The sequence below is a fragment of the Microcoleus sp. B6-A1 genome, from assembly GCF_036705085.1.
In the GTDB taxonomy this organism is placed as follows: Bacteria; Cyanobacteriota; Cyanobacteriia; order Cyanobacteriales; family Microcoleaceae; genus Microcoleus.
This window is the reverse complement of sequence record NZ_JAUBTU010000105.1, coordinates 4,240-23,467: the sequence shown is the minus strand read 5'-3', so window position 1 is coordinate 23,467 and position 19,228 is coordinate 4,240. Positions and strand designations below refer to the sequence as shown.

General features: G+C 43.4%; 13 protein-coding genes and 1 pseudogene. 9 read left to right on the top strand and 5 right to left on the bottom strand.

Going from position 1 to position 19,228, the window contains the following annotated elements; translation table 11 throughout:
- Nucleotides 1-234: 234 nt before the first annotated feature.
- Nucleotides 235-1,557 (bottom strand): AAA-like domain-containing protein, encoded by a 1,323-nt coding sequence (locus tag QUB11_RS26930; RefSeq protein WP_333203757.1) that lies wholly within the window; start codon nt 1,555-1,557, stop codon nt 235-237.
- Nucleotides 1,558-2,206: 649 nt separating this feature from the next.
- On the opposite strand from QUB11_RS26930, the gene QUB11_RS26925 reads away from it, so the two are divergent.
- From QUB11_RS26925 to QUB11_RS26915, 3 genes are all read left to right on the top strand, one after another.
- Nucleotides 2,207-3,760 (top strand): ATP-binding protein, encoded by a 1,554-nt coding sequence (locus QUB11_RS26925; protein ID WP_333203755.1) that lies wholly within the window; start codon nt 2,207-2,209, stop codon nt 3,758-3,760.
- A gap of 105 nt (nt 3,761-3,865) precedes the next feature.
- A complete protein-coding gene (locus QUB11_RS26920; protein WP_333203753.1) occupies nt 3,866-7,546 on the top strand; it encodes a GAF domain-containing protein in 3,681 nt (1,226 codons plus the stop codon).
- A 195-nt stretch (nt 7,547-7,741) separates the two neighbouring features.
- Entirely contained in the window at nt 7,742-8,959 is a 1,218-nt protein-coding gene (locus QUB11_RS26915) for an adenylate/guanylate cyclase domain-containing protein (RefSeq protein ID WP_333203811.1), read from the top strand.
- Between the two features lie 151 nt (nt 8,960-9,110).
- On the opposite strand, the gene QUB11_RS26910 is transcribed toward QUB11_RS26915, so the two are convergent.
- Both QUB11_RS26910 and QUB11_RS26905 read right to left on the bottom strand, forming a co-directional pair.
- Nucleotides 9,111-10,391 (bottom strand): recombinase family protein, encoded by a 1,281-nt coding sequence (locus QUB11_RS26910; protein WP_333203751.1) that lies wholly within the window; start codon nt 10,389-10,391, stop codon nt 9,111-9,113.
- A gap of 3 nt (nt 10,392-10,394) precedes the next feature.
- On the bottom strand, nt 10,395-10,754 hold the full coding sequence (locus QUB11_RS26905) for a VOC family protein (RefSeq protein ID WP_333203749.1): 360 nt from the start codon (nt 10,752-10,754) through the stop codon (nt 10,395-10,397).
- Nucleotides 10,755-10,929: 175 nt separating this feature from the next.
- On the opposite strand from QUB11_RS26905, the gene QUB11_RS26900 reads away from it, so the two are divergent.
- From QUB11_RS26900 to QUB11_RS26885, 4 genes are all read left to right on the top strand, one after another.
- A complete protein-coding gene (locus tag QUB11_RS26900) occupies nt 10,930-13,071 on the top strand; it encodes a SpoIIE family protein phosphatase (protein ID WP_333203747.1) in 2,142 nt (713 codons plus the stop codon).
- 159 nt (nt 13,072-13,230) lie between these two features.
- Nucleotides 13,231-14,466: an adenylate/guanylate cyclase domain-containing protein gene (locus QUB11_RS26895; RefSeq protein WP_333203745.1), complete on the top strand. Its 1,236-nt coding sequence runs from the start codon at nt 13,231-13,233 to the stop codon at nt 14,464-14,466.
- A 31-nt stretch (nt 14,467-14,497) separates the two neighbouring features.
- Entirely contained in the window at nt 14,498-15,106 is a 609-nt protein-coding gene (locus QUB11_RS26890; protein WP_333156142.1) for a DUF6272 family protein, read from the top strand.
- A 66-nt stretch (nt 15,107-15,172) separates the two neighbouring features.
- Nucleotides 15,173-15,526, top strand: a complete 354-nt coding sequence (locus tag QUB11_RS26885; RefSeq protein ID WP_333156140.1) for a slr1659 superfamily regulator — start codon at nt 15,173-15,175, stop codon at nt 15,524-15,526.
- Between the two features lie 372 nt (nt 15,527-15,898).
- Here the strand turns inward: QUB11_RS26885 and QUB11_RS26880 are convergent, their stop codons facing one another.
- Together QUB11_RS26880 and QUB11_RS26875 are read right to left on the bottom strand one after the other, a co-directional pair.
- Nucleotides 15,899-17,380 (bottom strand): ATP-binding protein, encoded by a 1,482-nt coding sequence (locus QUB11_RS26880; protein ID WP_333156138.1) that lies wholly within the window; start codon nt 17,378-17,380, stop codon nt 15,899-15,901.
- A 129-nt stretch (nt 17,381-17,509) separates the two neighbouring features.
- Nucleotides 17,510-18,340: an alpha/beta hydrolase gene (locus QUB11_RS26875; RefSeq protein WP_333156136.1), complete on the bottom strand. Its 831-nt coding sequence runs from the start codon at nt 18,338-18,340 to the stop codon at nt 17,510-17,512.
- Nucleotides 18,341-18,498: 158 nt separating this feature from the next.
- Between QUB11_RS26875 and QUB11_RS26870 the strand changes: the two genes are divergently transcribed.
- The gene (locus QUB11_RS26870; RefSeq protein ID WP_006634481.1) at nt 18,499-18,699 is read left to right on the top strand and encodes a hypothetical protein; all 201 of its coding nucleotides are present in this window, start codon (nt 18,499-18,501) and stop codon (nt 18,697-18,699) included.
- Between the two features lie 157 nt (nt 18,700-18,856).
- Nucleotides 18,857-19,228 (top strand): annotated as a pseudogene (locus QUB11_RS26865) (BamA/TamA family outer membrane protein); the annotation flags it as partial.

Here is a 19,228-nt window from a genome sequence, read left to right as displayed (position 1 = left end):
AATTTCTTACTCCCTCCCCTTGATAAGGGGAGGGTTGGGGTGGGGTCAAAAATTTACGACTCCTGCAAGGATTGCTAAAGTTATGATAAATTAGGCTAAATTCGGGTTAATTTATCCCTTTTTTTTAGTGCGCGTAAGCGGACTTTGTTTGTATAGCAGCGATTTCCAATCGCCAGGAAAAGTGGAGTTTTCAAGGCGGATAGTGGATTACGCAAATAAACTGTAAAGCCGGCTCTAAATAAAGTTGTGCGAACCAAAATAGAGGCGGTACAACTCGCAGCTTAGCGTACAGCGGTTGTTATCGATATGAATCAGCCCCATACTAAATAATTTAGAAGCCACTATCGGATCTAATTCCACTCCACACTCAGATTTTACCACTTGTTTAAGTGCAACCGCCAGTTCGGGATACTCTTGCAATGTTGCCCAAAAACTCCGCAGGTAATCTTTATAAATTCCCGCTATTGTCGGAGCTTCTTGTAGTAGCTGATCTAGCCTTACGCTGTTTTGACAGAGGTGGTAAAGAGCTAGCCGTACCAGATAAGGATGTCCCCCCACCATTGCCATCAGTCGCTCGGCATCGGAACCCTCTGTCCAATCCAGTCCGTGACGCTGCGCTAAAGCAAGTATCTGCTCTTCTGTAAAATAGGGCAATTGCAGCGGTAAACCGACATTAAAAGGCGATTCAGTGAGCTTTAAAGGAATATAAATTTCTGTGGAGTGAAGAACGATTAACCGCAGTTTTCCCAAAGTTTCAATCCGCTTTGCTTCTTCATGCCAGCTTCGCAGCAGCGGCAAAAATTCTCTGGCAATTTTGGGATATTCAAAAATTATATTTACTTCATTTAAAGCTAACACAAGAGGGGTACTTATTTCTGCTAATATATATTGTTGCAAATAGATGGTGCAGCTTACTTTGCTACCCATGTCTTCATCCCAATAATCATCTAATAGAGGTGGTAATTCTAGGTGACGGCTGATGTTGGCACAAAACCAGCGTAAAAATTTATCGAGGTTGTCTAAAACAGATTCCTCGGCTTGCTGAAAATCTAAACTTACAGTTCGATAGTCAAGAGAAGTCGCGCGATCTAAAATGCGTAGCAGAAGGGAACTTTTTCCCATCTTCCTGGGAGCTTTAATCCGCAGCACACTTCCTGGTTTGGTAATCTCTCGATAGGCGAGTTCTTCAATTAGCGGGTGAGGGATATAAAATGGCGAACCCAGGGGCACGGGAGAGCCGGGAAATTCTAAAGGTGTTGCTAGGCATTGGCTGCGGGTGAATGCTTCAATTAATTCTCGTTCTTCTGCGGTGAGGGAACGTGATTCTACACAAGAGCGAAAATTTGATTTGCTAATAGATGTCTGCAAGATTTGAGAGAGAGATTGCCACAAAGACGAGGCGATGTTTCTCAGGTAATGCTCTCCGTAATGAGAGCCAGATGCAATACTTGTATAAGTCTTTCCTTCCCAAACTTGGCGGAGTATGATTTCTTGTACTGGATATAAATCTTTTTGTAATCGGACACGAGTTAGCTGTAGTACCTCATCTATCGTCATAACTGGCAATAACTATATAAGTGTATCGTTGATATTATCACTTATGATTGACTGTAAAGCTGAAAGCGATCGCCTATTGGATTGCGACACTATCCTGTCGCGACATTTCTCTGGGGGTAATTGGTCACATCGGTTAATTCTCCCCCGAAGAGTATCACTATCAATAAAGAATTCCCTCGCGGGGTGGGGACGGGTGTATTTAACCTGTCTGCACTCTTCAAGGGTACAAGAGTAAACCGACCTCTAGAGGTTTTTGAGAATGGTTCTCTTGATTATGTTAAATCCGTGACATCCGTTAAATCTGGTGATTATCCCGTTGCCTGACTGGTTACTGAGTGCTATAACCCAATTTCAATGGGCGCTGGCGCTCCTACTGGAAAGGAATCTGCGCTCAGTTTTTCTTTATCGTTGCCCAAAATGTCATCCCGGTGTCACAGTTGGTAGTGAAGGCAGAATTAAAAATGTGACAGTTGACTTTGCTAAAGCTTAGTCGATTGATGTTAATTTAATTAACAGTAGTTTCTGATCGCTGCATTTACTCATCACAAGCGTTAAGTCCAAAAGCATAATTCTTCTTTTTGTGCTAGCAGGTTTTTTGATTTGCCTGTAATACGGTCTTAAAAATTTAGCAAATAACCTAGTTGATTTAATGCAAATGGTTCATAAAATTTTTCCTAATTATTTTATTCCTCACGGCCATTGCTACTTGTGGAAGCCTGGATTAGTGGGGCTACACGTTTTGTCCGATGGTTTGATAGCAGTCGCTTATTTTTTGATACCGATCACGCTGATTTATATTGTAAAAAAGCGGCAAGACCTGCCTTTTGACTGGGTTTTCATGCTGTTTGGTTCTTTTATTATCTGCTGCGGGATTACCCATATTATGGAAATATGGACGCTGTGGCATCCTAATTATTGGTTCTCTGGTTTTCTTAAAGGGATTACTGCGCTGATTTCGCTATGTACAGCAGCAGTGCTGGTAGAACTAATCCCAAAAATCTTGGCTATTCCCAGTCCCGCTCAATTGGCGGTGGCAAATAGGGCTTTACAAAATGAGATTGGCGATCGCAAACAAGCTCAGGAAGCACTCTCGCAATTAATGCTAGAATTGGAAAAACGGGTTATTGAGAGGACGATCGCGTTAGAAGTGGCTAATGAACGTTTGCAACAGGAAAATCGCGATCGCTCTTTGGCTGAAAATTCATTGCGCCACTCGGAAGCTAAACTGCGAGAGCAAACTCAGCATTTAGAGAACGCTCTGCAACAACTTAAAGGCGCTCAAGCTCAACTCGTGCAAACTGAAAAAATGTCGTCTTTGGGGCAAATGGTAGCTGGGGTTGCTCACGAAATAAATAACCCTGTTAACTTCATTTATGGCAATCTGATTCCGGCTGAGGAATACATTAAAGATATTTTGGAATTAATTAAGGCTTATCAAGTTTATTACCCCAATCCTGCGCCGGAAATTGCAGACAAGATTCACACTATCGAACTCGATTTTATTTTAAAAGACCTGCAAAAACTTTTTGGTTCGATCAAAATTGGAGCAGAGCGAATTAGGGAGATTGTTAAGTCTTTACGGACTTTCTCCCGGTTAGACGAAGCCGACATGAAAAAGGTAAATATCCATGAAGGTCTCGATAGCACTTTAATGATTTTGCAGCACCGCTTGAAAGAACAACCAAACCGTCCGCCTATCCAAGTGATTAAAGAGTATGGAGATTTGCCAAAATTGGAATGCTACGCTGGGCAGCTTAACCAAGTATTTATGAATATTTGTTCTAATGCTATTGACGCTTTAGAACAGATGGCACAGCAGGGAGATTTGGCCAACGGCTATTGGGAAAATAATTTCTCTGACAACTTACAAAACACCTATTGCCCACTTCTAAAAATTCGCATCCGCACGCTTTTAGTTGATGGCAAGTGGGTGCAGATTCACATTGCTGATAATGGCACTGGCATAGATTATGATGCGATCGCTAAAATTTACGATCCATTTTATACGACGAAACCTATCGGTGCTGGTACCGGGCTGGGTTTGGCAATTTCTTATCAGATTATTCAAGCCCATGAAGGTTATTTGCGCTGCACTTCCGAGGTGGGGAGAGGTACTGAGTTTATCATTGAAATTCCTTTGCGATCGCAATTTGGCGATCGCCACCTAGTGCAAAAGCAAGCTGTTATGAACAAGCTGGGTTGAGGCGTTAATAAATAATGCTGAATCCAGCTACCATTTTCGTTTTTTTTTATTTTTTGCCTAACTTAGGCATCATCAAATCCATATTATCTGGCAATAACAAGTATTATGTGGGAAGCACTCAAAAATATCTTTTCCCCAACTCAGTATATGCCTCACGGTCATTGCTATCTTTGGCAAACGCCTTTAGTGTGGCTGCACGTAACTGGGGACTTCTTAATCGCGATCGCCTACTATTCAATTCCGGCGATGCTAATTTATTTTATCTTCAAGCGGCGCGATGTTCCTTTTTTAGGAATATTTGCTTTATTTGGTGCATTTATTATTCTGTGCGGCACGGGTCACTTGCTAGAAATTTGGACATTGTGGCATTCCGCTTATTGGCTGTCGGGGATTGAAAAAGGAATTACTGCACTGGTTTCCTGCTTCACAGCAGCCTCGATGGTAACACTATTGCCCCAGTTTTTGTCTTTAAAAACCCCCCAAGAATTAGAGACCATAAATCGCCAATTGCAGGCTGAAATTGCGGTACGTGAAGAGGTAGAATTAGCGTTGCGCCACGCTTATGATGATTTAGAAATTAAAGTCCAAGAGCGCACCGCAGAGTTGACAGAAATTAATGGTTATTTAGAAGCAGAAATTAGAGAGAGAATAGCAGCTGAATCGGCTTTACGCGAACGAGAAACTAGGTTGACAGAACAACAAACTGGCTTGCTAGAATTAGCTAAAAATTCTAGTATCTACGAGGGAAATATCGGCGAGGCGTTGAGAGAGATTACGCAAATGGCAACTCGTACCCTGAATGTGGATCGGGCAAGTATTTGGTTTTATCAGGAAGATAAATCCGCAATGTGCTGTGCCGATCTTTACGAACTAACACCCAATCAACACAGCGCCGGTGCAGAACTGAAAGTTGCTGACTATCCTAGCTATTTCCAAGCTTTGAATACAGAACAGGTACTCGCAGCGGTTGATGCCAAAACCGATCCGCGCACCCTAGAATTTAGCGAATCTTATTTGAAGCCTTTAAACATCTCGTCGATGCTAGATGTTCCTATTACCCATAAAGGGCAAATTGCGGGTGTAATTTGTTTAGAACATCTGGGAACGACCAGGAATTGGACGCTCGACGAACAAAGCTTCGCTAGCTATGTGGCGCAGATCGCAGCTTTAGCAATGGAAGCTCGCGATCGCAAGCAAGCTGAGTTAAACTTGCGTTCTGTCACCGAACGTTTGCAATATTTGCTGGCGACTACCCCAGCGGTGATTTTTAGCTGCAAATTAGGGGGAAATTATGACGTAACATTTGTCAGCGATAATATTGTTTCAATGATTGGTTACGAAGCGAGAGAATTTGTTGATGGTTCCCTTGATTGGCATAGCCTGGTTCATCCAGAAGATCGAGAGATTGTTGATACTTCATTCGCTCAGATATTGGAAAAAGAATCGATTTCCTACGAATACCGCGAACGGCACAAAGACGGTAGTTATCGCTGGATTTACGATGAGATCAAGTTAGTCAAAGATGCTGCGGGTCTACCTGTGGAGTGCGTGGGTTATGGAGTAGATGTTACTGCTCGCAAACAGGCGGAAATAGCCTTGCAGCAACAAGTTAAAAGAGAGCGGCTCGTGAATGCTATTCAAGAGCGGATTCGCTCCTCTCTTAACCTAGAAGAAGTAATGAAAATGGCTGTGGAAGAAATTCGCCATTTTTTGTCAACTGATAGAACAGTTATTTACCGCTTTAATCCAGATTGGAGTGGATTTATAGCCGTCGAGTCGGTATCCGTCGGTACGATGCCGATTTTGGGAATTGACATTAATGACCCTTGTTTTCGAGAACGCTACGTCTCTGTTTACGAGCAGGGACACCTGCGCGCGATCGACAATATTTATACGGCAGGTATTTCAGAGTGCCACGTTAATTTACTGAGCGAGTTGGAAATTAAAGCTAACCTCGTGGTTCCCATTTTGCAAGGTAAAAAACTATGGGGTCTACTCATTGCTCATCACTGCCGCAGTCAAAGGCATTGGACTTCTTCTGAGATAGAATCTCTCAAGCAAATTTCCGTACAGCTAGCAATTGCCATCCAGCAATGCACCCTTTTTGAACAAGCTCAAACAGAAATTGCCGATCGCAAATTAGCAGAAACAGCATTACAAAAAGCTGTTATAGCTGCTGATACAGCTAACCGCGCCAAGAGCGAATTCCTTTCTTCTATGAGCCACGAATTGCGAACTCCCCTGAATGCCATTCTCGGATTTAGTCAGGTGATGGTGCGCGATTCATCTCTCAACAATCAACACCAACAGCACCTAGAAATTATTAATCGCGCGGGTGAACACTTGCTTGCGCTAATTAATGACATTTTGGAAATGTCCAAAATTGAAGCGGGCAGAAGTCAGCTTAATGAAAGCAGTTTTAATTTAATGCGCTTGCTAAAAACCTTAGAAGAAATGTTTCGATTAAAAGCTAAATCTAAGAAATTGCAGCTAAATTTGGAAGTGGGTGACGGCGTACCGGACTTTGTTAGTGGAGATGAAGGTAAACTGCGGCAAATTTTGATTAATCTTGTAGGAAATGCGATCAAGTTTACAGAGATGGGTAGTGTTACTTTGCGAGTAAAAAATCAGGTAGAAGAAAGTTTGAGAGCTGAAACCGCAGAGTTTGGGGACACACAAACAAAACTTGCCGACGCGGCTTCTGAACATTCCGAAAGCTTAGCGGTTGAAACCACAGCTATACCAAAAAAACCCGGATGGTGCACTGGTTTTAATCAGTCCGAAAGCTTGGCGAACTTTAGTTGTGTAGACGCGAATGACCTTCAGGCGGAATTTTTACGCCTTCAGTTTGAAATTGAAGATACTGGCCTTGGCATTGCCCCAGAAGAGATGAATAAGTTATTTGAACCTTTTGAGCAAACAAAAACAGGTCAAAAGTCTCAACAGGGGACTGGATTAGGTTTACCAATTAGCCGCAAATTTGTACAAATGATGGGAGGAGATATTACTGTCAGCAGTACACCTGAGTTGGGAAGTAAGTTTGCATTTGATATTCAAATCCGCCTTGCCCCTCCCAGCGAGATTAAAATCCTTAAACCGCAGAACAAAGTAATTGGTTTAGTACCGAATCAACCAGAATACCGGATTTTGGTTGTTGACGATCGCGCCGATAACTGCCTAGTCATAGAGAGATTATTGTCACCACTAGGCTTCATGGTGCGATCGGCTAGAGATGGTCAAGAAGCTATTGCTGTATGGGAGGATTGGCAACCGCACCTGATCTGGATGGATATGCAGATGCCTGTCATGGATGGCTATGAAGCCACCAGACAAATTAAAGCTCATCCTCTCGGAAAACAAACTGTAATAGTTGCTCTTACTGCTAGCGCTTTTGAAGAGGAACGACAAACTATTTTAGGAGCAGGCTGCGATGATTTCATGCGTAAACCCTTCGATGCAAAGATATTATTTGCGAAAATGGAAGAACTTTTAGGAGTGCGTTACATTTACGAGGAATCTGTTGATGCACCACTAGAAAATGAAAGCGAAATTAGCGGAGGGACTAGCAATCAATCTGTCGAGTCACAACTCGATCAAATGCCTCTTGAGTGGGTAGAAAAGATATCTCATGCTGCTCATGAATGTTGCGACGATAAAATTGTCAAGTTGATTGAGGAAATGCCGAGCGAGTTTGCTTTAGCCGCACAATATTTAACTACTTTGGTGCAGGATTTCCTATTTGACGATATTATAGATATAGCGCAGTCAGCAGTTGCGATGAGGTAAAAATACCAGTTTTCAACTAATCTAAAGTTGGGAGGTTATTTTTTTAAAAAAGACCTAACATTAAGCCCAAATAGCGTCTCCTTGCCATCTCTTTTTAGGATAGAAAATCGAAATTTATACTATGGCGTTTTTTTTTGAGGTAAACTTCTTAAGTGTTAATATCTTTTCTCTTAATAAACTACCGTGAGCGATCGCATGGACAGCAATCAATATTTTACAATTCAACCCAACATTTTAGTAGTTGATGATAAGCCCGATAATGTGCGGCTTTTATCTACAATTTTGACCGAACAAGGGTATCAGGTTCGTAAAGCGCTGAACGGGCAAAGGGCGATCGCTACAGTGCAAGAGTTTCCGCCGACTCTAATTCTGCTTGACGTGATGATGCCAGACATGAATGGATATGAGGTATGTGCAAAGTTGAAAGCTTCACCAAAAACCAGTTCGATTCCCGTGATTTTTTTAAGCGCCTTAGATGATGTTTTAGATAAGGTGAAAGCCTTTGATGTGGGAGCAGTTGACTATATTACTAAACCTTTTCAAGGTAAAGAAGTATTGGCACGAGTGGCAAATCAGTTAACAATTCAAAGTCAACAACAGTTACTTCAAGAGCAAACGAAGCAATTTCAAGAACTTGTCGAACGTTTGCAAAACGAAATTAAAGAGCGGCAGGGGGTGGAGCTAGCTTTACGGCTGGCTCAAACAAAGTCGGATCATTTATTGCTGAATATTTTACCAGCAGCGATTGTTGAAAATTTGAAAAAGGGCGAGGGTTCTCCTGCCCAGAGGTTTGATTCAGCAACAGTTCTTTTTGCCGATATTGTCGATTTTACGTCTATTGCTGCTAGAATGTTACCTCTAGAATTGGTAAATGTACTGAACCAGATTTTTTCAAGGTTTGACCAACTAACTGAAAAACACGGTTTGGAAAAAATTAAAACAATTGGAGATGCTTATATGGTAGCGGGGGGGTTGCCTGTGCCGAGGGCAGATCATGTAGAAGCGATCGCAAATATGGCTTTGGATATGCAGGAAGCGATCGCGGATTTTCAAACTGACAGAGGCGAACCATTTCAAATTAGGATTGGCATTCATACAGGGCCCGTAGTTGCTGGCGTAATTGGCACTAAAAAATTTAGCTATGACTTGTGGGGAGATACTGTTAATGTTGCTTCTCGGATGGAATGTCAAGGATTACCGGGATATATTCAAGTTACTACGGCTATTTACGAACTGTTAAAAGAGCGGTATTTCTTTGAGGAAAGAGGTGCGATCGCGGTTAAAGGAAAAGGAGAGATGATCGCTTATTGGTTAAAAGCTAAAAAAGATAATTCAGCGGTTGAAACTGATTATTGTCAAACGCAGTCCACTCCTACCGAACTAATAGAGTACCCAAATACCCGAATTATTTAAGAAGTTGGGCATTTAAATTGCATATTCAGGGCGGGCGGGACGCCCACCCCACAAGAGTTGGATTGTTTTTTGATAGACAATTTAAATGCCGCAATAGCTTAAGAAGTCGGGTATCTAACCTAGGAGCTATGGATGAATGTCGAGCTAATCCTTAAAAAATGAAAATAATTTGCAGTTGCCAATTTTTATTTTCCCGGACGATTTCAATGCGATCGATAAATTCTCGAAAGTAAAACCTGCGTTCTGATTCTGATAAATCGAGCCAAAATTGGGGAAGGGAAACTGTTTGGGCAGTTTCTCGCAAATTTACTGGGGGTAGTTGCGCTAATTTGCTTTGCAGTTCGGCAATTTCGGTGCGAATTTTGTATGCTCTCAACTCTGCCGTTTCGGTGTCTAATATGCCGCTGTCAATCAGGGCCCAAAGTTGCTCTATGATTTCTTGTTTCGATGCGATCGCCCTGACAATTCCTGCTTTGATTCCATTCATATTCGGCATTTGTAACCCAGCAACAGCATCGGGTAAATCCCGACAAATACCGGCGATGGTTAATTGCAATACTTCATCGTAGGAAAGACCGCTACATTTAGGCTGTTGTTGACAGTTAATCGGTCGCAAATAAAGGTATTCTTTTTCTTTGCGGTAGGAGGTGACTTTGGCAACTGTCATGGGCGATTTGCATTCTGCACAAATTGCTAAACCTGCGAGGGAACGTGGGGCGCTAGCGCTGCGAGGAGAAAGGCAGCGGTTGCGGCGCAGTAACCTGTCTATTTGGGCGGCTTCTTCTCTGGAAATAATCGGGACGTGGGTGTTAGAAATTACTTGGCTGTTTTGATATTCCAAATCGCCTCGGTAGGCGGGATTTGTCAGCCAGCGGCGGCCGGTGCTTACAGAGATTTTTTTGTTGTATTTCTTGGCTAAATACCGCACGGAACCTCGCAAGGAACCGTAAATTAAAAAGTGTTCAAAAAAGTCTTTGACTGTGGGGGCGGTGGTTTTATCGATCGTATAACAATCTTTGCCGCGCCGGTAGCCGTAAGGAGCCTTACCCGGTGGCATCCGGGATTTGATGCGGTTGCGCGCGTGTCCTTTGCGAATACTCCGGCTGTGTTGGCTGCGCTGGATTTCTGCGAGGATGTGCAGCAAGTTTTTGCGGTTTCGCGGTTCTGTTTCTGCTTGTACGATGATTTCGACGCCGAGGTTTTCGAGTTGGGCGAGGTGCGAACACACTTGCTGCAATGTGTCGCCTAGTTCTTCAAAGCGCTGAACTAATAAGTATTTGACTGGTTCTGTTTCGCAGTCTTTGAGGAGTTGCTGAAGTTGTTGCCGCCCTCCTAAGTCTTGATAGGTGCGATCGACTTCTTGGCCCCAATTTTCCGGTGCGGGTGCTGCTTCCAGTAGCGGTTCGGTGTAAGAATAAGCGATGATTTTCATCTGTTACTCGCTGAGTTCGATGATGTTGCCGTCGGGATCTTGGGTAAATAATGCCGATCGACCTGACGCGCTCATTTGGAACGGGCAATTGTGAGCGATTAACTGTTGTTTGGCTGCCTCTAAGTTAGCCACAGAAAATGCTAGATGTCGGTTGCGTCCCCATTTGGCATGGTCTACGGCATCTGGGATAATTGTTGCACCTAAAATTAGGTGGAGCTGGAAGTCGCCGATTTGATACCAGATTCCGGGAAATTTTAAGTCTCGATCGATTTTTTGCAGGTTTAGTACGGTGCTGTAAAAGTGTTGGGATTTTTCCAGGTTGGAGATGAGTATGGCGCTGTGGAGGGATTGAGTAATTTGCATTATTGTTGGGATTTATTGTTTTATTTTAACCGCTGATGCAGGCAGATGAGCGCTGATGAACGCAGTTTTTTTGATGTTGGTTGAGTTTTTGATATGATAACATTGTCTGTCGCTATTAATATATCCATTATCAAGTCTTGTAACAAAAAAATGCCCGCTGGGAGTGTTTTTAACAATGGTTTCTCAAAAAAGTGCGATCGTCTCCAGAGCGGGCAAAATCCGTCTCCGCAATGTCTTGGTAGTTCCCTTTGTTCTCCAAATTTTGGCCGCTGTTGGCTGCGTTGGCTATCTCTCTTACAGAAACGGAGAGCAGATAGTCAACAATATTGTTAGTCAGTTGCGCCACGAAGTGAGTGCGAGAGTTTACGAACGTGTTCAAACCTATCTAGAAGCTCCGCCACTGGTGAATCAGATCAATCAGGATGCTGTACCTTTGGGGGTGTTGAACTTTGACGATTTGGAGCAAGCTAGACCATATTTTTGGAAACAAGTTCTGCAATTTAAGTCGATCGGTCACGCGGGAATTGCCAACGAAAAAGGTCAGTACCTGCGTGTGGGTTGGGTAAATCGGCTGGTTGGACTGGAACAACCTCAGCTTGCCCAGCAACTGATTCCGGGGGGTGGCGACTTGATCTATTACAACCTTGACGATAATGGAAACCCGACAACAATCGAAAAAAACACGCCCAATTATGACGTTCGCACGCGCCCTTTTTACAGAGTAGCTGTTGAGAAGAAACAGGCAGCTTGGAGTGAAGTTTATATTAATTTTGGCTACGGTACGCTGCAAATTAATGCGAGTCTACCCTATTATGATGCCGAAGGGAAACTAATTGGCGTGCTGACTTGCCAGATGGGACTAGATCAAATTCGCCACTTCCTGCAAACCTTACGCGTGGGTAATTCCGGTCAAGTATTTATCATTGAACCCCAGGGTGAGTTAATAGCAACTTCCGTTAAAGAACAGCCTCTTTCGGTGGGAACAGGCAAAGATACAAAGCGGCTCAAAGCACAGGAAAGCAGCAACCGGCTGATGCGTCAAAGTGTGCTTTATCTGCTCGATCGCTTCAAGCGTTTGGAAGACATCGATCAAACTGTTCAACTTGACTTTTATCTGAACGGTGAGCGGCAATTTATCCAAGTTTCTCCGCTAACAGACAAGTATGGTCTCAATTGGCTGAGTGTAGTAGTAGTTCCTGAAGCGGACTTTATGGCGCAAATTTATGCTAACACTCGCCAGACCATTTGGCTCTGTATTGTGGCTCTCATTGTCTCTGTTGCAATGGGTATTTTCACCGCTAGCTGGATTACTCGCCCCCTGAATCAAATTGCTCAAGCTTCAGAATATCTAGCAGGTGGTGATCTTAACCAGAACGTTGATTCCAGTCGGATTTTGGAAATTGAAACCTTAAGAAATTCCTTTAACAGTATGGCGAGACAACTGCAAGAATCCTTGGAAACGCTAGAAGATAAAGTCAAAGAACGTACCTCTGAACTCGCTACAGCCACCAAACAAATTGCTACTCTCAACCAGCGTCTAAAAGCGGAAAACCTCCGCATGAGTTCCGAACTCGATATGCTCAAACAAATGCAGCAGTTGATTCTGCCCAAACCTGCTGAACTCACAGCCATTGAAGATTTAGATATTGCCGGATTTATGGAGCCAGCCTCGGAAGTAGGTGGTGATTACTACGACGTACTTTGTACTAACGGGGTTGTCACAATTTGCATTGGTGATGTCACCGGACACGGATTAGAAAGCGGCATTTTGATGGTGATGACTCAAGCTGCTGTCCGCACTCTTCAGGAAATGCAAGAATCCAACCCTGTGCGTTTTTTAGATACCCTAAACCGCACTATTTATAAAAATGTCCAGCGCATGAACTCCGACAAAAATATGACACTGGCTTTGCTCAACTATGCCGATCGTACAATTAGTATCAGCGGTCAACATGAGGAAACTATTGTGGTCAGGAAAGGTGGTAAAATCCAGCGAATAGACACCATTAATTTAGGATTTCCGCTCGCATTAGAGGAGGATATTTCCGATTGGATTAGCCATGTTTTAGTAGACTTAGAGCCGGGGGACGGGGTGGTGCTTTACACTGACGGCATTCCCGAAGCTAGAAATATGCACAAAAAATTCTATGGTATTGAAAGACTCTGTGAAGTGGTTTCTCAAAACTGGCATTTGAGCGCCGAACAAATCAAGGAAGCCGCCATCGCTGATTTGCGAAATTTTATTGGAAAACAAAATGTTTTTGATGACATTACTTTGCTAGTATTGAAGCAACAGGGAAATATTGTGCATAATTGATGATTGACTGTCGTCAACCAGGTTTCTACGATCGAGCTTGGATTTAGTCGCCAAGCATGGAACCAGCAACCGGATTTATCGCTTTGCCCGTGTAAGTTATAATAATTTACAGCGAGCGAGTCAAACAATTTTTCGCTTCCCGATTCGGAAGTATCAATTATGAAACCACAAGTAAATTTAGCACCATCTAAATCTCCAGAAGAACTCCATACCCAGCTACAGGAGTTGAGCGAAAAACTTGAGGAAGTAGAGGATGAAAAAAATAGCTATGAAACCTTAGTAGAAATTATCACGCAACACTCCACGGATCTGGAAAACCAGATCCATCATAAAAACCGAGAGATGCAGACTTACATTGAGCAGGTAAAAAAGGTTATAGATGCAGCTATTGCTGTAAAAAATAATAGCTTTGAACCCCAGATATTGTCAGATGTGGCAGCGCGCAGTGATGCACTGGGAGAACTAGCACAGGTATTTTCGCATATGGTGCAAACGGTGAAAGCGCGGGAACAAGAATTAGAGAAACTTTTGCAGGCTTACGGACGTTTTGTTCCCGCTGAATTTCTCCAATTTCTCGGCAAGCAGAGCATTGTTGATTTCCAGCTTGGAGATCACGTGAGCAAAGAGATGGCAATTATGTTTTCCGATATGCGTTCGTTTACCACGATGGCGGAGCAAATGACTCCTCAAGAAAACTTTGACTTCATCAATAACTATTTACAGCAAGTTAGTCCGGAAATTCGTAAGCACAATGGTTTTATTGTCAAGTATATTGGAGATGGAGTCATGGCAGTTTTTCCCGATGGCGTTGATGATGCTATTCAGGCAGGAATTGTGAAGTTGGATCAGTTGCAAAAATACAATCAAAGCCGTAAAATAAATGGGGATATACCGCTGAATATTGGCATTGGTATCCATGTGGGTGATACGATGGTTGGGATTATTGGAGATGCGAATCGCATGCAAGCAGATGCGCTCTCGGATCATGTCAATCTCACCGCTCGTCTGGAAGGTTTGACTAAGTATTATGGCGTATCTTTATTAATTTCTGGAGATGTGGTACAACGTTTGAGTCAACCCGAAAAGTATCATATCCGTTTTTTGGATCGGGCTATTGTCAAAGGTAGACAAGAAGCCATTACAGTTTGTGAGGTGTTAGATGTTGAAGTAGAACCAGTGCGATCGCTCAAAATTCAAACTTTGCCTATATTTGAGGAGGGACTCCAAGAATATTGTCAGGGAAATTTTGCTAAGGCCATAGTTTGTTTTGAACAGATAGTAGCCCTAAATCCAGATGACAAGCCCAGTCAACTTTACCTAAAACGCATCCAATCGCTGTTAGAAAATAGTCTTCCGGCTAACTGGAATGGCGTGTGGAAATTCACCAAGAAGTGACCTTAATACATCAATTGGATAGAGAAAAATCATGACATCTGGAAGCTTAAAAACAATGACACAAATATTTGGAGAATTCATTGAAGAATTTCCTCCTGAACACGACTCCCTAGAACTTACATTTACTCCCAGTTCTCGCCCGATCAAACAGCGCTGGCGCAACAACAGGCTTTCAGCTCATTTTGTAGCCGATTATTTGTCTAGCTTTCTACCTGTGGATGAGGAGGATGCTAGCAGCGAGAAACGGATCAAACAAAGCAAGGGAGCAGTGAGCTACGTAGCCAACGAACTGTTAGAAAATGCGATAAAATTCAATAACGATGATACCAATTACAAGGTCAGATTTGGCATCCACTTTATTGGTGAAACAGAGGTGACGGCGGTAATTTTTGCCAGTAATAGTGTCACTTCAGAAGGGGCGAATAAGTTGAAGGAGTTTATTGAAGAAATTATGGCTTCCGATCCAAATGAACTTTATTTGCAGCAGCTTGAAAAGAATGCGGAATCGGAAAGTGATACCTCTGGATTGGGATTGCTGACGATGATTAATGACTATTCAGCTAAGATAGGTTGGAAATTCGAGCCCAGGCCAGATAGTGATACCATCATTGTTACGACTGTGGTTCAAATTAGGGTCTAGTTTCTAGCATTTCAATATTTACTCTCTTGTGCGATCGCAATATTTTAGTCAGGAAACAAAATCACAATGGGCATTCAAGAAATTAAAGGTGAAGATTACAGCATTCAATACGATCGAGAATCAGTCACAGTCACTTTCAAAGGCGAACTCAGCCTGAGCGGCCCAGCAGAGTATGCACCAATAGCCGAATTGTTAGATGAGGTCGCCAATGGCGAACCGCCTACTATTACCTTGAACCTAAAACAATTGGAATTTGTTAACAGTTCCGGTATCAGTATGCTGTCTAAATTTGTCATTAGCGTCCGAAAAAAGAAAACTATTCAACTTTTGGTATTGGGTTCAAATGATATTCCTTGGCAACAGAAATCTCTCAGAAATTTAGAAAAGCTGTTGCCAACTTTGAAGCTCGAATTAGCGTAGGATATGTGTAAATTTTAACTACAGTTAACACAGGCGGGAGGCCCGTGCCACAGTTAACACAGGCGGGACGCCCTTGCCACAGTTAACACAGGCGGGACGCCCGTGCCACAGTTAACACAGGCGGGACGTCCGTGCCACAGTTAACACAGGGGGGACGCCCGTGCCACACATAGTTAACACAGGCGGGACGCCCGTGCCACACATAGTTAACACAGGCGGGACGCCCGTGCCACACACAGTTAACACAGGCGGGACGCCCGTGCCACACACAGTTAACACAGGCGGGACGCCCGTGCCACACATAGTTAACACAGGCGGGACGCCCGTGCCACACATAGTTAAAATAGATAAATTTGGATGTTAGTAAATTGCTTAAGTTTGCTGGATCGGCAGTTCCATGATAAACTCGGTTCCCTTGCAGGGTTCCGACTCGCACCGAAGCGATCCTCGGTGATTCTCTACTAAGATTTTGTAGACAATAGACAATCCTAAACCGGTACCTTTACCGATTTCCTTGGTGGTGAAAAACTGCTCGAACATTCGTTCTTTTATCTGTGGTGTCATTCCGGGTCCCGTGTCAGCAATCCGCACTCTCACGCGATCGGGCCCTGCTAATTCTGTGCTGATAAAAATTTTTAGCGCAGCATTGGGCTGATTTTGTGCTGCCTCGTCCAAAGCATCGATCGCGTTGGTAATTAGATTCATAAATACTTGATTTAGCTGTCCTGAATAACACTCTACAGGAGGCAATTTTCCATATTTTTTAATTACTTGAATATCGCGACGGTCTATTTGAGAATTGAGACGGTTTCGCAAAATTAACACGGTGCTATCAATGCTGTCGTGCAAGTCGCACATGGTCATGTTACTGTTATCGGTGCGCGAAAAGTTGCCCATAGATTTGACAATTTCGCGAATGCGATTGGAACCCATTTGCATGGAAGACATAACTTTAGGCAAGTCTTCAACTAGAAAATCAAGATCTATCTCTTCGATTTTAGCTGTGATTTCGGGACAGGGATTGGGATAGCATTCTTGATAGAGACGCAGCAGGTTCAGCAAATCTTGAGTATAAATTGCGGCATGGCTCAAGTTGCCGTAAATAAAACTAACTGGGTTATTAATTTCGTGGACGATACTAGCCATTAGCGCCCCCAGCGAAGACATTTTTTCGCTGTGGAGGAGTTGAGCTTGAGTTTGTTTGAGTTCGCAAAGTGCGCGATCGAGCTGGGCCGCTTGAGCTTCCGCTTTCGAGGTAGCAGCACAACTTTCTTGATAAAGTTCAACCTGTTTGAGGTCGATTTCAAATTGTTCGATTTCGCTTTCTTGCTGGTATTGACTCACCACGGCATCGAAAGCTTCTAGCAAGTCGCCGCCCGCTGCTTCCACAATGTACAGCAGGTGGGGGTTTTCCAGCCTGAGTTCGGCATCGGGAACTTGCACCAAGGCTTTTATTCGATCGATATATGCGCGCACTTGTTTGTCTAAATACAGTGGCGGCTCAAAATACATTGCCTTGACGGTGGCTGAAGGCGGACTCAATAAGTTGATGCTGCTGCTAGTATTAATTAAGTCGCGGTGCGATTTTTCCATAAGCTCGATCGCCTCTAACAAATTCACCCGCAGTTTTGCTCTTTCTGCCGCATTCTCCGAGCAAACTAACCTCATGCAAAAAAAAGCCGTTCGTTGGGAAAGCATTCGCTGGCGGCCGCTGATGTTAATTACCGCAGCACTAATTTTTCTGGCTGTCGTAATTTCTTCCAGATTAAAGTAGTTGCTCAGTGCTGCCATTGGTAATACCCCCGACTCCACTAAATGTCTGTAGCTCCTGCTGACACAAGATTTAAGAGCCATAAAAAAAATTGTACAATACACTAATCAATATATTCTGTATTTCCTAATAAAGTAGTATACTAAAACACAATTATTTTCCATTTGTGGCTTATCACAATTTTTATGATTCGGCTTCTTGCACAGTTTTTCTTAATTATTCAAAAATTCACAAGTCAACTTCGCCATAATTGGAGCTTGAGTTTGCGGCAACCCGTGAGTGGCATTGGGAATAATTGCTAACTCTGCCCCCGGTATCTCGCCCGCGTAGGTTTCACAGTGCCATAGAGGAATTGTTTCGTCACTCTCTGCTGCGATAACTAAGGTAGGAATTTGCAATTTGTGAATTTCTTTTTCTACTGTATCAACTGCATCTTCTGGCCGCATCCGACTCATTAAAAATGACCTTGCTACTGGTTGAGACATTAACTCCCTGCGCCACCCGGAAATTTGCTGCAATTTCTCACTTTTTCCCGCTAAACTAGCAAAAGGTTTTGCCAACTGCAAGGCCCAATCAACAACTGGAGTTTCCCACAATAGCGGCCGCAAAGCATCGTATTGACCGCAAAAACTGTCGTCCCGAATTCCGGCTGGTGCTGCTAACACTAAACTGCTGACAGAATTAGGATATTTGAGGGAATATGCAGATGCTACCCAACCGCCAAAAGAATGTCCGATGATGCAGCAGGGTTCGATATTTAGTTGTTCTACAACTTGCCGCACAAAAGCCACTTCTACAGCTACGTCGTAGCGGATTTCTGGTTTGCTGGATTCTCCAAAACCTAACATATCTAAACTGATGCACCGAAACTGAGATTGCAATAACTCAATTAATGGCAGCCAGCAAGTCTTTTCTCCGAAGAAACCGTGCAACATCAATAAGGGTCTGCCGCACCCGATGTCGAGGTAGGTGGCTGTTTGGGTGGTGCTATTGACAAATGTACTTAATGTGTGCTTTTGTCCTACAAGTGCTTGAGACTGCATGGGGATCGACTCCTGATAGGTAAGAAATATTTGTAAAGGATTGTAACAAAAAAGCAGTCCAAACGTTAAACTTCATTACGGAGTACACAGTTAGAAATAGACCATGATATTGTCTATGATTATTAGAAAATTCTACAAACTCAAAGCAGGAGAACACTTTGAACTCTACTTTAAAACAGTACCCGGCTTGCTCTCTTCGCGAAGATGTCAGTGAGTACGTAGCACACCTACAGCTTCACATGACTTTACAAGCTCGCAACTTGCTCCCTACCATTACCACCGCTAAGGATAGTCGCGAACAACTGTTGCAGCAGACTCAGGCTCATTTTGAGAAACGAGTTTCTCGACAAGCTATTTAAACAAATTTAACGATCGCCCGCAGTTGATCGAACTTTCCGACATTTCAGCATCCCAGAAACCCGGTAGCCTCAAAAATACCGGGTTTCTTTTCGGCTAATTATGCAGGGGGCCCGGTTTTGGGTAATATGCGTTGGGTGTGCTTTAAATTTAATGTCTATGCGAATTTCGATTATTGCATTTTTGACTTTGGCGGCGCTGGGTGGGGGCGAATTGGCAGCGCGGGCGATCAATCCGAGTGCCACACCGACTGAGGCGGAGTCTAGGGAGGGAACCGCAGAGGCGCAGAGGGAGGAGGATGAGGTGAGTCTCACATCTGGCACCATTCTCCAGAACGGGCAAGATGCCCGTTCCACAAGAGATGAATTGTTTGGTGGCACAGGCATCTTGCCTGTTCATCAAAAGCTGATAGAAAATGGTGCAGCATCTCTCAAGAACGGTGCAGCATCTGTCAAGAACGGGCAAGATGCCCGTTCCACAAGAGATGAATTGTTTGGTGGCACAGGCATCTTGCCTGTTCATCAAAAGCTG

Coding starts and splice junctions, on each gene's coding strand:
- QUB11_RS26930 (WP_333203757.1), bottom strand. CDS start 1,557: ATGACGATAGATGAGGTACTACAGCTAACTCGTGTCCGATTACAAAAA.
- QUB11_RS26925 (WP_333203755.1), top strand. CDS start 2,207: ATGCAAATGGTTCATAAAATTTTTCCTAATTATTTTATTCCTCACGGC.
- QUB11_RS26920 (WP_333203753.1), top strand. CDS start 3,866: ATGTGGGAAGCACTCAAAAATATCTTTTCCCCAACTCAGTATATGCCT.
- QUB11_RS26915 (WP_333203811.1), top strand. CDS start 7,742: ATGGACAGCAATCAATATTTTACAATTCAACCCAACATTTTAGTAGTT.
- QUB11_RS26910 (WP_333203751.1), bottom strand. CDS start 10,391: ATGAAAATCATCGCTTATTCTTACACCGAACCGCTACTGGAAGCAGCA.
- QUB11_RS26905 (WP_333203749.1), bottom strand. CDS start 10,754: ATGCAAATTACTCAATCCCTCCACAGCGCCATACTCATCTCCAACCTG.
- QUB11_RS26900 (WP_333203747.1), top strand. CDS start 10,930: ATGGTTTCTCAAAAAAGTGCGATCGTCTCCAGAGCGGGCAAAATCCGT.
- QUB11_RS26895 (WP_333203745.1), top strand. CDS start 13,231: ATGAAACCACAAGTAAATTTAGCACCATCTAAATCTCCAGAAGAACTC.
- QUB11_RS26890 (WP_333156142.1), top strand. CDS start 14,498: ATGACATCTGGAAGCTTAAAAACAATGACACAAATATTTGGAGAATTC.
- QUB11_RS26885 (WP_333156140.1), top strand. CDS start 15,173: ATGGGCATTCAAGAAATTAAAGGTGAAGATTACAGCATTCAATACGAT.
- QUB11_RS26880 (WP_333156138.1), bottom strand. CDS start 17,380: ATGGCTCTTAAATCTTGTGTCAGCAGGAGCTACAGACATTTAGTGGAG.
- QUB11_RS26875 (WP_333156136.1), bottom strand. CDS start 18,340: ATGCAGTCTCAAGCACTTGTAGGACAAAAGCACACATTAAGTACATTT.